General features: G+C 54.5%; 13 protein-coding genes. 1 reads left to right on the forward strand and 12 read right to left on the reverse strand.

All coding sequences use genetic code 11. From position 1 onward, the window contains the following. Nucleotides 1-7: 7 nt before the first annotated feature. The 6 genes from CAF87_RS22470 to CAF87_RS22490 form a co-directional block, all read right to left on the reverse strand. Entirely contained in the window at nucleotides 8-793 is a 786-nt protein-coding gene (locus CAF87_RS22470) for a DeoR/GlpR family DNA-binding transcription regulator (RefSeq protein WP_085733116.1), read from the reverse strand. A gap of 364 nt (nucleotides 794-1,157) precedes the next feature. Then, entirely contained in the window at nucleotides 1,158-1,340 is a 183-nt protein-coding gene (locus tag CAF87_RS29070; RefSeq protein ID WP_139831740.1) for a hypothetical protein, read from the reverse strand. Nucleotides 1,341-1,454: 114 nt separating this feature from the next. Beyond that, nucleotides 1,455-2,474, reverse strand: coding sequence for an AbrB family transcriptional regulator (locus tag CAF87_RS22475; protein WP_085733117.1), 1,020 nt, complete (start codon nucleotides 2,472-2,474; stop codon nucleotides 1,455-1,457). Nucleotides 2,475-2,502: 28 nt separating this feature from the next. Then, a complete protein-coding gene (locus CAF87_RS22480; protein ID WP_085733118.1) occupies nucleotides 2,503-2,925 on the reverse strand; it encodes an HD domain-containing protein in 423 nt (140 codons plus the stop codon). Between the two features lie 15 nt (nucleotides 2,926-2,940). After that, entirely contained in the window at nucleotides 2,941-3,330 is a 390-nt protein-coding gene (locus CAF87_RS22485; protein ID WP_085733119.1) for a hypothetical protein, read from the reverse strand. Nucleotides 3,331-3,527: 197 nt separating this feature from the next. Beyond that, nucleotides 3,528-3,941 (reverse strand): hypothetical protein, encoded by a 414-nt coding sequence (locus CAF87_RS22490; RefSeq protein WP_085733120.1) that lies wholly within the window; start codon nucleotides 3,939-3,941, stop codon nucleotides 3,528-3,530. A gap of 592 nt (nucleotides 3,942-4,533) precedes the next feature. Here CAF87_RS22490 and CAF87_RS22495 point away from each other — a divergent pair. After that, complete coding sequence (locus CAF87_RS22495) at nucleotides 4,534-4,809, forward strand: fructose-bisphosphate aldolase (protein ID WP_085733121.1); 276 nt, start codon at nucleotides 4,534-4,536, stop codon at nucleotides 4,807-4,809. Between the two features lie 109 nt (nucleotides 4,810-4,918). Here CAF87_RS22495 and CAF87_RS22500 read toward each other — a convergent pair whose 3' ends face one another. The 6 genes from CAF87_RS22500 to CAF87_RS22520 form a co-directional block, all read right to left on the reverse strand. Then, the gene (locus CAF87_RS22500) at nucleotides 4,919-7,039 is read right to left on the reverse strand and encodes a hypothetical protein (RefSeq protein WP_139831741.1); all 2,121 of its coding nucleotides are present in this window, start codon (nucleotides 7,037-7,039) and stop codon (nucleotides 4,919-4,921) included. 3 nt (nucleotides 7,040-7,042) lie between these two features. After that, nucleotides 7,043-8,125, reverse strand: a complete 1,083-nt coding sequence (locus CAF87_RS29075) for a hypothetical protein (protein WP_139831742.1) — start codon at nucleotides 8,123-8,125, stop codon at nucleotides 7,043-7,045. Nucleotides 8,126-8,329: 204 nt separating this feature from the next. Further along, nucleotides 8,330-8,878: a cupin domain-containing protein gene (locus tag CAF87_RS22505; RefSeq protein WP_011333561.1), complete on the reverse strand. Its 549-nt coding sequence runs from the start codon at nucleotides 8,876-8,878 to the stop codon at nucleotides 8,330-8,332. Between the two features lie 205 nt (nucleotides 8,879-9,083). Next, nucleotides 9,084-10,367, reverse strand: coding sequence for an FAD-binding oxidoreductase (locus tag CAF87_RS22510; protein ID WP_085733123.1), 1,284 nt, complete (start codon nucleotides 10,365-10,367; stop codon nucleotides 9,084-9,086). Nucleotides 10,368-10,419: 52 nt separating this feature from the next. Beyond that, nucleotides 10,420-11,910, reverse strand: a complete 1,491-nt coding sequence (locus CAF87_RS22515; RefSeq protein WP_085733124.1) for an aldehyde dehydrogenase — start codon at nucleotides 11,908-11,910, stop codon at nucleotides 10,420-10,422. 78 nt (nucleotides 11,911-11,988) lie between these two features. Then, on the reverse strand, nucleotides 11,989-13,365 hold the full coding sequence (locus CAF87_RS22520) for a glutamine synthetase family protein (RefSeq protein ID WP_085698734.1): 1,377 nt from the start codon (nucleotides 13,363-13,365) through the stop codon (nucleotides 11,989-11,991). Nucleotides 13,366-13,476: the final 111 nt, after the last annotated feature.

Raw genomic sequence — 13,476 nt, forward strand, 5'->3', positions numbered from 1 at the left:
CAAAACGTCAGTCCTGCAACTGTTCGACCTCAATCCCCAACCGCCGATAATCCTCGGCATTCCCCGACGCCATATGCCGCTCGGTAATCAACGTATGCACCCGGCTGCACGGCGCCACCACAAACGGCTCCACCGCCCCGAGCTTGTCCGCCGTGGTCACGGCAATCACCTGCGCCGCACTGTCGAACAACGCCTGTTTCACCGGCACTTCATCGAAATACAGCGAACTCAACCCCACTTCCGGATGAATCGCGCAAACCCCGGTGAACAACAGGTCAGCCTTGATACTTTGCAGCAGTCGCACGGTCTCGTGGCCACTGACCGACATCGTCGCCAGATTCAACTGGCCGCCCGCCAGAATCACCTTGATCCCCTTGTATTCAGCCAGGGTGATCGCCGTCATCGGTGACGTGGTCACGGCGGTGATCGAGATATCCGAAGGCAACGAACGGGCGATCTGCAAGGTGGTGGTGCCGGAATCGAACAGCACGATCTGGCCATCCTTCACCCGTCCTGCCGCGAGTTGCGCGAGACTGGTTTTCACCTCGTCGGTTTCACTGATCCGCGTGAAGTAATCCTTGCCGGTGTCCTTCGGTCGCGGTAACGCCCCGCCATGTACCCGCTGCACCAGCCCCGCATTGTCCAGCTCGGCCAGATCGCGGCGGATGGTGTCTTCGGACACCGCAAAATGCTGGCTCAACTCGGAGGCCATGACCTTGCCGTCTCGTTCGAGGATCAGCAGGATTTTCTGCCGACGCAGGGAGGGAAGCTCGGAAGCGGAATGATCGTGCATGGTTTTGCCTGTTTGTGCTTGTAGTTGCAGGTTTGGCGAGCCTAACCAATGCATCTGCCAAACACAAACCGGCTGATATCAATTGTTTCGATCTTTGAAATCATGAAGCCGAATTTTTTCTTTGCTTTCAGCCTGTTCACAATGGCACCACTTCAATAAAGCTCAGGATGAACAACTCATGAATCTCAATTTTGCGTTTGCGTGCATGATCGTGGTGTCGTTTGCGATTGCGTTGGGGCACGCGTGATTCACACCGACGCCGCCAGCACGTAGTGATGAATTTGCGGCGCACCTCTAATTGCGTTATCTCGTGTTTTCCTGTCGGCTGCCAGGCAGCCCAGGCTCACAATCACGTCACAACAGATCAATCTTCTTCGGGCGCGAAGAACTTGACGACAAACTCCCCGCCCCGCTCGTTCAACAAAATGATCCGAGAGCAATTCCAGCATTTGAGAAGCATGTCGGACTCTGCAAACAGCTTGTCGACGAGTTGATGGGCGGACATTGCATTTCCATCCGGCAGATCAAGCGCATCCTCTGAAGCCACCAGAGATACACCTGTCCCGCAAAACCAGTTTTTGTGAACCAGCTCATCACATTTGCACCGAACCCATGACCCCATGACCTACCTCAAGACACAAAAAAGTGAACGACGCACAGATCAAACTTCCTCCCGCGCTCTACGCACCTGCACCAGCAACGCCGGCGCAAAGTGCAGCAGCACCATCCGCACCAGATGGTGAGTCAGGATAAACACCACGTTCAACCCGCCACCAAACGCCACGATGGCAATCGTCTCGATCGCTCCCGGCATGTAGGCCAGCCACAGCGACAACGCATCACTGCCCAGCAACCGCGCCGCTACTTCGGCGAACCCCGCCGCGACCAGAATCATCAAACCCACCGACACCAGTGCCGTGCGGCCATGACGTCCCAGTTCCGCGAGCCCAAGGCCCTGGAAGCGTGAGCCGATCCGCGCCCCGAGAATCAACGCCGCCAGATTCAGGCTCCAGTCCGGCATGTGAAAACCGTGCAGCCATCCCGATTTCAGGAACACAGCGGTGAGGATGATTGCGGTCAACATGAACGGCGCCGGCACACCTATCGCCAGCAGCAATCGCCCGACCACAATGCTCAACATGATCAGCGAGGACACGGTCAACGCCATGCCCGTGGACAGCGGATCAACTTCGGCCACCGCGACCGCAGCCTGACCGGGAATCAGCAGACTCACCAGCACCGTGATCAGCAACAAGCGCATCAGGTGCACGATGATGACTTTGCTCGACGCTTGATGCGACTCCAGCAAATCAAACACAGCCGCCAACGCTCCCGGATACACCGCCAGCAAGGCGTCGGTGCGATTCCAACCGGCTCCGCGCACCAGCCACCACGCGGACAGCGCCACTTGTACTGTCAGGCACAGCAGCAACACGCCGAGGCTTGGCGACATTGTCGAGACGGTCGCACTGTCCCAGGCTTCGAACATCAGCCCGGTGGCAATGCCCAGCGTGACCTGAATGTAACCCAGGCCGTAGGGAGTTTTAGGTGCGAAGCCGAATTTGGTAACGACAAGTGCAGTGACAAGAATCGAGCCCAACAGCAAACCGTGGGGCACGCCTTCGAACTGCAACAGCGCGCCGAAGCCGGCAGCAATCAACAAACACAGAATGGATTTCATGGTCGCCTTCCTGGCTATTCAATTTGAGTCAGGCGCGCAACCGTCCAATCGCCCGCCGATATTTTTCGATCCGCTCCAGATCCTCCCAACTTGGCGAGGCAATCCGCGACAGGTCGCTGTTCTCTTCCAGATCCGCCAGCTTCACCACCCGCCCGATGGGGTTCTGCGCCGCACGCTCGACGAAGTCCTCGTAGGATTCGCCGGGCACTTTGGTCACCGATTCGATGGCGGACAAAACGGCTTCGCTGAAACCTTCCTTGCGCAAATCCTTCAGGCTGATGCCGCAATCCTCGACCACATCGTGCAACACCGCGACGATGCGTTCTTCCAGGCTGCTCATGCGCAACATGACTTTCAGCGGATGCAAAATGTACGGAGCACCACCCTTGTCCACCTGCCCCGCGTGGGCTGTGGCAGCAATGGCGATGGCGCGTTCCAGAGTCTGGGTCATGGAGGTTTCCTCAGTTCAGACGCCGTACCGGCCGCCAATATGGAAATGACGCTTGAACCAGCGCCCAATCGCCTGCAAGCGCCCGATTGGCTGCGCCGGCTCGGCGTAGCGCTGGAGGATCAGCGAGACCACAGACGCCTGATCCTCCCCGGCATGCGCGTCCACCAGTTCGGCCACCCAGGCGCAATTGGCCTTCTTCAAATGCTCGCGCCATTCACCGGGCCAGCCATCCAGCTCATCCAGCGCCAACCACCGCGCACCGCCCTGCTCGACATGCCCGCCACCGATCGATTGCTCGAAGCAGAACGGCGTCGCCGGGCGCGACAGGTCGATGCTGAAGATGTAGATATCTTGGGTTTTGTGCTGCGGCGTGGGGGCGTTGTTGCGGCTGCCGATGTGAATCATGCGCGGTTCCGTCCGTGGGAGAGGCGTTACAACTTGTTTCGCAGTCTACGACGTGGTGCGGATGGGGGGAACCTTTGGTGATGAGCCGGGTTGTGGCAAGTGAAAAGTTTGACTGGGTAGTCCGGGGATTTCGTTTCAGTCGCCCACAAAAAGGGACACCGCTGGGTGTCCCTTTCTGTTCTAAATTGCGGGTGGATTCAGCGTTTCATGGCTTCACACTGACTGCGCAGATCATGATCGCCGATTGACGAACAACTACTGCCCTTCTTCGCTTCACAAAAGGCACGTTGGTCATGATCACCGATGCTTGAGCACGAACTGCCTTTCTCCGCTTCGCAGGCTGAACGCATGTCGTGATCGCCGATGGAGGAGCAACTGCTGCCTTTTTTGGCTTCGCAATAGGCGCGCTGATCATGATCGCCAATGCTTGAGCACGAACTGCCTTTCTCCGCCTCGCAGGCCGAACGCATGTCGTGGTCGCCGATGGAGGAACAGCTGCTGCCTTCCTGCTGAGCCTGGCAATAACTGCGTTTGTCGTGATCACTGATGCTGGAACAACTGGCGGAAACGTAGCCGCTGAACAGCAACAACATCGCAAGAATCAGTTTCATCTCACACATCCTTGAGCTTGCCGGGAAACAGCCTGGCACTGGGTGATTCGTTCGAAATCAGCGTCGCGACACGCCATCACATTGACATCGGTTTTGAGGAAAGTTCCGAGACGAATGCCGTGCCGAATTTCGCGATCTGAAAACCTTGTAGGAAATCACTACCCGTGGCGAGGGAGCTTGCTGTCGCAGGGCTGCGAAGCTGCACCAAACTCGGCAGGTCATTTTTCCCAGACACATCGCAGGCCTTGATTTACGTCGGTACCGCCGCCGAACTGAAACCAACTCACTGGCCGAACGTTGTGATTTCAGGTCCTACAGGCTGATTGCGGCAGTGGGTATCGGTGCCTAGAGTGGGTCAATCGCTGAACGAATTTGGCGATAGGGTTTCGCAGCCCTAGCGAGCTAAGTCCACACCCGGCACAATGCGGCCCGGCAACTTGCCTGTGCTTCATTTTCATGGCGGTTGTGCGTGGGAGACCTTCGGGTCTGCCGGGTCTTAGCTCCTCGGTCTGCGAACCCACGCATAACTGCCACCCAACTCGTTTCGCAGCGAACGGCGGTAATCAATTTTCTGAGCTAAGGATTTTTCCCCATGACAAGTAAGTCACAGCTGTGCAACTACGCCCCAATGTCCCACCCCGCCACTGACCATCCCGTCCTGTTCATCGATGCCAATGCACCACTGCGCGATCTCCACGCCTGCGCCAGTGAGCGCCTGAACGCCATCCTCAAATACCTCGACCTGATGGCTTGCATCCGCCTCCCCGACCATGCCGAACACGACATCCATACTGTCACGACCATCGCAAGGATCATGGTACAAGACGTGAGTAATGTGTTAAGGGTGATTGAGCAGCAGCGGAGTTGATACAACGAACAACCATTAATTGGCTTGAAGAGCTAAACCACAGCGTTCGATTTCGCTCTTCAGGTCGCAACGACTAATACGCCACTAAAAACTTGAAAAGCCCTTATCATTATTGCGACTCATAAACTAGACGCATAAGCTCCGGACTTTCGTTAATCAGGGTATCGAGCCCCTCACCAACTTCATCTGTCAGAATCGAAAACTGAGGAAATTTTCCGCAGAGAACAGCAATTAGGTATTCGGACAAGAGTGCGCGCTGATTGCCCTGACCCAAAGCAGGAAACAAAACTCCTATAGTTTTCTCTTTCTCCAAAACACCAAACTCAATCGCAGAAGAATTTCTAACTAACGCCGCCCTAATTATGCTTTCAGAATAGTTTGTAAAGTTTTTTGCCGCGAGAACCTGAGTATAAGGAAACCCCGGCGCTAAGCGCTTCTTTTCATCCTCATTGCTTCTCATCCGTTGAAGTCCAGAGGCTACAGCTAGTACCACACCTGAGATACACGTCTTCTCTGGCGCTAAGTATGAGCCAGCGCCTAAAACGACGTGCCGACTACTTGAGTCAACATGAAAAAACGCGTCCGCCCCGCGAATTCCATCCGTCACATTGGACAATTTCGTTAGACGTTCAAAGAACCTTCCTTTATTCCTAAGCCCTTTTTTTATGAAACGACCAATCACGCCAACCTCTATACACCACGGGCAGTCCTGAACTCCAAAATCAGGTAAAATTACAGTCTCGACAAAAGAGAACTCCCGAGCGACTTCCGCATCAGGATAGGCAATAGTATTTCTTAGCATGGTTTCGGAGGAAACCAGGGGCGGCCTGTAAATACCAGCAAAAAAAACGATATTTTTGACAATTGAACTAAGTGAATAATTTTCCCTTATCAAATTATTTAAACGCTCAAATCGCTGCCCGTGCATTACAACCGAATCATACACCATTACTTTATCTGAAACTAAAACACTCTGAAGCACATCATCAGCAAGTGCATCCTCAACACCATCTAGTCGAAAATACGAAGCCCCCAAATCACTTACAATACCCTTAAAAACCTCATCCTTCGAAAATGAAAGAACAACTGATTTACTCGTCAGAAGCTTAGACAACTCCCCCCTTAGCCGCTCACCAAACACACCTAACGACGACATTTTATTGTAATCGATATAATAAGCATAGTGCTTATTATCCCGTAATTCGTCACCCTTGTGAAAAGCAACGATCTCATCCAGATACGCAGCGTATCGATCAAAAAAAGCGCGACTGCCATCGGCAATTTTCTTGGTAAATACTACACCAGCGTCCTTCAGGTCCTTTACATAGTAGGCACTAGGATGTATTTCAACAGCCTTACTCCCCTCTTTACAAAAAGCACAATCATCAAACTTATAATTTAATACGCCGCACTCTACGCTACAAAGACTATAAAGCTGCTTACCAAATGAATAGACCGACACAACTGTCAAAGCCTTATCAATATAAGCCTGAGAAAAAATCTCCTGAAATTTCTGAACCAAAGTACCACTACTTACAACACTAACCAGCAACAAGGGCCTAGATGAATTTTTTAATTCGTAATTCACATCACATACAACAGATGTACAGTCAACAATCTTCTTTGCTGGATGCGCGGGAAGAGCATCAAACCTAGTACTCTTCGAGAGTATTTGCAGCGCCCTTAGCGGAAGAGCAGCGATAGACCAACTATCAATAAAAATGTAATCTGAATAATCAACACTTTTCAACAACCAAAATGCAATTCTATCTAGGTCATCTCTATTTTTTATTGAGTCTCCTAATCGAAAGAAAGCGTTCGTATGATTATGCGACGGAGTAGCGAAATGATACTGCGCACCACCTCTCACAAAACTTTCGCTTGAGTACCGATTCAACAACCTATCTAAATCTATCGACGAAATTTTCTTAACATCAAAATCATCTTGCTCAAGACTTACGCCACTCATAGAAATAACATAAATTTTATAGCAACTACTAACTCGACAATAAAAAATAATTCTTACAAAGGGCAAGTTCAAACGATCTATTATGCGCTCTCTAATCGGCAGATTATCATCACTCCCCATACGCTCCAGAAATTCTCTGCAAGTTGCAAGAATATAGCAACCATCGTACAGCTCATCAGAAATGCCCCCCGCAATAGACAACAAGGGATCAACATCAGCCGGAACAACCACACCAACACAGTTAACAATTATTGGATTCATAAGTTAAACCGGGATTATTAATGACAGCGAGGTTGAAAGATCATTAACGGTCGACTTAACATCAAAAACTTGAACCTGATCTAAAAGCATATCGTTTTTATAATCATAGTTAACACAAAGCACTCCAGAAGTCGTCATTACGACCAGACCTCCAAGACTTTCTGCGCACTTCATTGCTGCACGCAAACCCAATCCTCTATTAACAGGACTTCTTCGAACTTTAGACGTGCTACTCTGACGAAATGCCTCCCTTACAACCTCAACTTTCGGAACGCCTGGCAGGCTACTTTTTAATGTTTTATAAATACCCTCACCAGAGTCAACAATATCAATAATCAAGTATTTTTTAGAACCCTTCTCCTCTGCTCTACCTTTCAAATATGAAGCTAAAGCGATAGGGAGATCTGCTTTGTCAATTTCAGTCAAGCTATTATAAATAACCCTAGACACCTTTATATATCTTAAGGATATATCCGTTCTTCTAGCATGATGAACAGTATTCTCCCAAATCTCTTTCAAAAAAACATACAAATTCATCGAGCTAACAATATTACTCAGCGCCCCCCTAGACTCAGAGCCACCACCGACTATACAATTTTCTATTTCCGGGCTCAAAACTCTCCTAAAATCCTCCTCTGAAGGTTCAAAGTCCCCAGAGCCAAATGCCGGCGGATGAGCATAGTATGGATCGAGTGCATATAACGAATACGACTGAGCTGCTTCATACACACCATAGTCCATATTTACTGACCGCCCGACATCATCAACTACAAGGTTTGTCACCTCAACACCATGGCGATCATAAATTGGCACATTTTGAACACATACATTCACGAAGCACGCAGAACGAAGATAACTATCAGCCTTAATCCCAAACTTCTCCAACTCAGTTTTTGATAAATGTATGCTAACCGACTCTAAATAGCGACGCCTACCCAACTCATTTACAAGAGATATTAGAAAACCTTCCGCCCCCAAGGTAAAGCTAGTATCCTTTGAAAACTCCAAATTCACCAAACCATCAAAATTAATATTTTTTGATAAAAACTTAATGGAGCAACCTGATGAAATTTCAACCAAACTCATAAGCAGTCCTCCCTAGAAATCGAACATTAGAAAAATAGCATAAACAACGAAATACACAAAAACAGCGCATACTGCAATACCCAGCAGAAAGATAGCCTTGCAACTCTTCACCACAACAAGGCATTTACCGGTAAAACACGAGCACAAAAAAGCCGCGGCAAAGCGGCTTTTTTGTGCTCGTGTTTTTTTCAACCCATATTTAAATCAAAAATTCGCCGGTGTATTCGCACTAATAATCTCCGCCTCATCCGCCCCGATATTCCGGAATTTGTGCGGCAACGTCGTCGGAAAGTAATACCCATCCCCCGCACTCAACACGCTCACCTGCCCATCCACCGTCAACTCCACGGTGCCGCGCGTCACCAACCCACACTCTTCGCCTTCTGCGTGAACAATCGGCTCTTCCCCGGAACTCGCGCCCGGTGCGTATTGCTCGCGCAGCAAGCGCATCTGGCGGCTTGGGACCGAGGCGCCGATCAAGAGCAGGCGCAGGCCGTGGCGGCCGAGGTCGGGTTGTTCGTTGGCGCGGAAGACGTATTGATGTTCGCGTGGGGGCTGGTCGAAGGTGAAGAAGTCGGCCAGGGACATCGGGATGCCTTCGAGCAGCTTTTTCAGTGAGCTGACGGAAGGACTGACACGATTCTGTTCGATCAGGGAGATGGTGGCATTGGTCACGCCGCTACGCCGGGCCAGCTCGCGCTGGGAGAGTTTGTAGCTTTCGCGTACTAGTTTGAGTCGAGAACCCGTATCCATGACAGCCTTATGTGAGAACGACTTAAGGGTAATGGGGGTGGGTGGCGGGTGCCGCGCAAGGCGCGCGGATCACGTTGCTCCCGTGTCCCGGAACCGTGAAAGGCGGCTATTAAATCACGTTTGTCGGTGTTGCTCAGCAGGTTCGATGGACGGCACATGAAAAAGCCGGCAGCGCCCTTTTTGAGGGCGCCGCCGGGGAGGTAAATCAGATGCCGAAACGGTCGCGCAGCGAGTAATACACCGCGCCGAGGGCGGTCAGCGGGGCCGAGAAGGTGCGGCCGCCGATCATCGGCATGTGTGGCAGCGAGGCGAAGGCGTCGAAACGTTCGGCGTCGCCACGGATCATTTCCGAGATCAGTTTGCCGGCCAGGTGCGAGCAGGTGACGCCGTGGCCGCTGTAGCCCTGCATGTAGTAGGCGTTTTTCTCGATGCGGCCGAATTGCGGCATGCGCGACATGGTCAGCAGGAAGTTGCCGGTCCAGCGGTAGTCGATTTTAACGTCCTTGAGCTGTGGGAAGGTCTTGAGCATTTTCGGCCGGATCAGGGTTTCGATGTCGTCCGGTTCACGGGCGCCGTAGACCACGCCGCCGCCGTAGAGCAGACGGTTGTCGGCGGTGAGGCGGTAGTAGTCGAGCAGGTAGTTGCAGTCCTCGACGCAGTAGTTGTTGGTGATCAGGCTGCGGGCCTGCTTCTCGGTCAACGGTTCGGTGACGCAGATCTGCGAGCCGCACGGCATGCTCTTGGCCGTCACGCGGTTGTCGAGGCCTTGCGGCAGGTAGGCGTTGCCGGCGATCAACAGGTACTTGGCGCGGACTTGGCCTTTGGCGGTGCGCACGACGTTGGGCTCGCCGTACTTGATCTCCACCGCAGCGGATTGCTCATAGATCTTGCCGCCCAGACGCACGATGGCCGCGGCTTCACCGAGAGCCAGGTTCAGCGGGTGAATGTGGCCGCCCTGCATGTCCAGCAGGCCGCCGACGTAGGCGTCGGAACCGACTTCGCGGCGGATGTCCGCGGCGTCGAGCATCTTCAGGTTTTTATTGCCGTAACGTTCCCAGCTACGCTTTTGCTCTGCGAGCCCCTTGAGCTGCTTGTTGTTCATCGCCGCGAAAATGCCGCCCGGGCGATAGTCGCACTTGATGTCGTATTCCTTGATCCGCGAACGGATGATGTCGGCGCCTTCGAAGATCATGCTGCCGAGGATTTCCGCGGTCTTGTCGCCGTAGCGCTCTTCAATCACGTCGACGTCGCGGCTGTAGGAGTTGACCAATTGGCCGCCGTTGCGACCGCTGGCGCCGTAGCCGACTTTCGCCGCTTCCAGCACCGTCACCTTGTAGCCGGCTTCGGTCAGGAACAGCGCCGAAGACAGACCGGTGTAGCCGGCGCCGATAATGCACACATCGCAGTCCACCGACTCTTCAAGCGTCGGGAAGTCGATGACTTCGTTGCGGGTGGCGGCGTAGTAGCTGTTCACGTGTTGTTGTTTCATTTTTTTATTCTCCGAGGGTCGCCGGTTGCAGGCGACCACCGCTGTAAAAGAGTCAGAGCTTGATCCAGGTCGCTTTCAGCTCGGTGTACTTGTCGAATGCGTGCAGCGATTTGTCGCGACCGTTGCCCGACTGTTTGAAGCCACCGAACGGCGCGGTCATGTCGCCGCCGTCGTACTGGTTGACCCACACACTGCCGGCGCGCAGGCCACGGGCGAAGGTGTGGGCCTTGCTCAGGTTGCTGGTCCAGACCCCGGCGGCGAGGCCGAAGATGCTGTCGTTGGCAATCTGCAGCGCTTCTTCAACGGTGTCGAAGGTGATCAGCGACAGCACCGGGCCGAAGATTTCTTCCTTGGCGATGGTCATGGCGTTGGTCACACCGTCGAAAATCGTCGGCTCGACGTAGGTGCCGCCGGTCTCTTCGAGGGTGCGATGGCCACCGGCGATCAGCTCGGCGCCCTGCTCCCGGCCGATGCTGATATAGCGCAGCACGTTGTCCAGTTGACGCTGATCGACGACGGCGCCGACGTTGGTCGACGGATCGAGGGCGTGGCCCGGTTTCCACGCTTGCAGCGCTTCCACCAGCAGCGGAATGAATTGCTCGCGGATCGAGCTCTCCACCAGCAGGCGCGAGCCGGCGGTGCAGACCTCGCCCTGGTTGAACGCAATGGCGCCGGCCGCCGCTTGTGCTGCCGCACGCAAGTCCGGTGCGTCGGCAAACACCACGTTCGGGCTCTTGCCCCCTGCTTCGAGCCAGACGCGTTTCATGTTGCTTTGGCCGGCATAAATCATCAGTTGCTTGGCAATCGCCGTGGAGCCGGTGAAGGCCAGCACGTCGACGTCCATGTGCAGCGCCAGCGCCTTGCCGGCAGTGTGGCCGAAGCCTGGCAGGACGTTGAACACGCCTTTCGGAATACCCGCATCCAGCGCCAGTTGGGCAATGCGGATCGCAGTCAGCGGGGATTTTTCCGAAGGCTTGAGGATGAACGAGTTACCTGCCGCCAGCGCCGGGGCGAATTTCCAGCTGGCCATGATCAGCGGGAAGTTCCACGGCACGATGGCCGCGACCACGCCCGCTGGTTCACGAGTCACCAGGCCGAGTTGATCGTGCGGAGTGGCGGCGACTTCGTCGTAGATCTTGTCAATGGCCTCGGCGCTCCAGCGGATCGCGTTGGCGGTCGCCGGGATGTCGATGCTCATCGAGTCGCTGATCGGTTTGCCCATGTCGAGGGTTTCGAGCAGCGCCAGTTCTTCCTGGTGTTGCAGGATCAGGTCGGCGAAGCGGATCAGGATGCGCTTGCGCTCGGCCGGGGGCTTGTTGGCCCACACGCCGGAGTTGAAGGATTGGCGTGCGACCTCGACGGCGAGGTTGGCGTCGGCTTCATCGGTGCTGGCGACGGAGGCCAGGAAACGGCCGTCGACGGGGCTCAGGCATTCGAAGGTTTCGCCGCTGATGGCCGGGCGGTATTCGCCGTTGATGAAGGCGCGGGATTCGAGGGTCAGGGACTGGAAGCGTTGTTCCCAGTCGTTGCGGGTCATGGTCATGGGGGTGACTCACACAGAGAAAGAGGTGACCGCCGCTCACATGGGAGCGGCGGTGCTTGCGAGGTAAACGCTTGAGCGTCAGACGGTATGCAGATACCAGTTGTACTCAAGGTCAGAGATCGAGTTTTCGAACTCGGCCAGCTCGCTTTCCTTGCACGCGACGAACACGTCGATGTACATCGGGTCGATGTATTTCGCCATGACTTCACTGTCGTCCAGCACGCGCAAGGCGTCGCGCAGGTTGTTCGGCAGGCTCTGTTCATTCTGCTCGTAGCTGTTGCCTTCAACCGGGGCGCCCGGCTCGATTTCGTTGGTCAGGCCGTGGTGGATACCCGCCAGCACGGAAGCCATCAGCAGGTACGGGTTGGCGTCGGCGCCAGCGACACGGTGCTCGATGCGCACGGCATCCGGCGAACCGGTCGGTACGCGGACGGCCACGGTGCGGTTGTCGATACCCCAACTCGGCGAGTTCGGCACGTAGAACTGCGCGCCGAAGCGACGGTACGAGTTGACGTTCGGGCACAGGAAGGCCATTTGCGCAGGCAGGGTCTCCAGCACACCGCCGATCGCGTGGCGTAGCGCGGCGTTCTGCTCGGGATCCTCGCTGGCGAAGATGTTGTTGCCTTCTTTATCCAGGATCGAAATGTGTACGTGCAAACCATTGCCCGCCTGGCCCGGATACGGCTTGGCCATGAAGGTGGTGTCCATCTCGTGGTCGTAGGCGATGTTCTTCACCAGACGCTTGAGCAGGATCGCGTATTCGCAAGCCTTGATCGGGTCGGACACGTGATGCAGGTTGACTTCGAACTGCGCCGGGGCACTTTCCTTGACGATCGCATCTGCAGGAATGCCCTGCTCTTTCGCACCTTCGAGGATGTCTTGCAGGCAGTCGACGTACTCGTCGAGATCGTCGATCAGGTAAACCTGAGTCGATACCGGACGCTTGCCCGAAACCGGCGAACGTGGCGATTGCGGACGGCCGTTCACGTTGTCCTGGTCGATCAGATAAAACTCGAGTTCGAACGCGGCGCAGATGGTCAGGCCCAGCGCGTCGAACTTGCGCACCACGTTGGCCAGCACTTCACGCGGGTCGGCGAAGAACGGCTCGCCTTCCAGTTCGTGCATGGTCATCAGCAGTTGAGCGGTCGGACGCTTCTGCCAGGGCTCGATGCTCAGGGTGCCGGGGATCGGGTAGCAGATACGGTCGGCGTCGCCGATGTCCAGGCCCAGGCCGGTGCTTTCCACCGTGGAACCATTGATGTCGAGGGCGAAAAGCGAGGCCGGCAAGTTGATGCCTTTCTCGTAAACCTTATGAAGACTGGTGCGCTCGATGCGCTTGCCGCGCACCACACCGTTCATGTCTGCAATCAGAAGGTCGACGTACAAAACCTCAGGATGTTTCTTAAGGAATGCGTTTGCTTCGTTGAGTTGAACGGCACGCAGAGGGACCGACATGATGCACCTATTTAGCTGTTAATTATTATGTTCACTGCTGTTTCGCGGAGCCAGTCAACCCGAACGGCAAAGTGAAGTCAATAGCGAACACATGGCCGTTCAGCGTTTATT

It is taken from the genome of Pseudomonas sp. R38(2017) (assembly GCF_002112395.1).
Taxonomy (GTDB): domain Bacteria; phylum Pseudomonadota; class Gammaproteobacteria; order Pseudomonadales; family Pseudomonadaceae; genus Aquipseudomonas.

Bases quoted from the DNA above. Each gene is read 5' to 3' on its own strand.
- CAF87_RS22470 (WP_085733116.1), bottom strand. From the start codon at position 793: ATGCACGATCATTCCGCTTCCGAGCTTCCCTCCCTGCGTCGGCAGAAA.
- CAF87_RS22475 (WP_085733117.1), bottom strand. From the start codon at position 2,474: ATGAAATCCATTCTGTGTTTGTTGATTGCTGCCGGCTTCGGCGCGCTG.
- CAF87_RS22480 (WP_085733118.1), bottom strand. From the start codon at position 2,925: ATGACCCAGACTCTGGAACGCGCCATCGCCATTGCTGCCACAGCCCAC.
- CAF87_RS22485 (WP_085733119.1), bottom strand. From the start codon at position 3,330: ATGATTCACATCGGCAGCCGCAACAACGCCCCCACGCCGCAGCACAAA.
- CAF87_RS22490 (WP_085733120.1), bottom strand. From the start codon at position 3,941: ATGAAACTGATTCTTGCGATGTTGTTGCTGTTCAGCGGCTACGTTTCC.
- CAF87_RS22495 (WP_085733121.1), top strand. From the start codon at position 4,534: ATGACAAGTAAGTCACAGCTGTGCAACTACGCCCCAATGTCCCACCCC.
- CAF87_RS22500 (WP_139831741.1), bottom strand. From the start codon at position 7,039: ATGAATCCAATAATTGTTAACTGTGTTGGTGTGGTTGTTCCGGCTGAT.
- CAF87_RS29075 (WP_139831742.1), bottom strand. From the start codon at position 8,125: ATGAGTTTGGTTGAAATTTCATCAGGTTGCTCCATTAAGTTTTTATCA.
- CAF87_RS22505 (WP_011333561.1), bottom strand. From the start codon at position 8,878: ATGGATACGGGTTCTCGACTCAAACTAGTACGCGAAAGCTACAAACTC.
- CAF87_RS22510 (WP_085733123.1), bottom strand. From the start codon at position 10,367: ATGAAACAACAACACGTGAACAGCTACTACGCCGCCACCCGCAACGAA.
- CAF87_RS22515 (WP_085733124.1), bottom strand. From the start codon at position 11,910: ATGACCATGACCCGCAACGACTGGGAACAACGCTTCCAGTCCCTGACC.
- CAF87_RS22520 (WP_085698734.1), bottom strand. From the start codon at position 13,365: ATGTCGGTCCCTCTGCGTGCCGTTCAACTCAACGAAGCAAACGCATTC.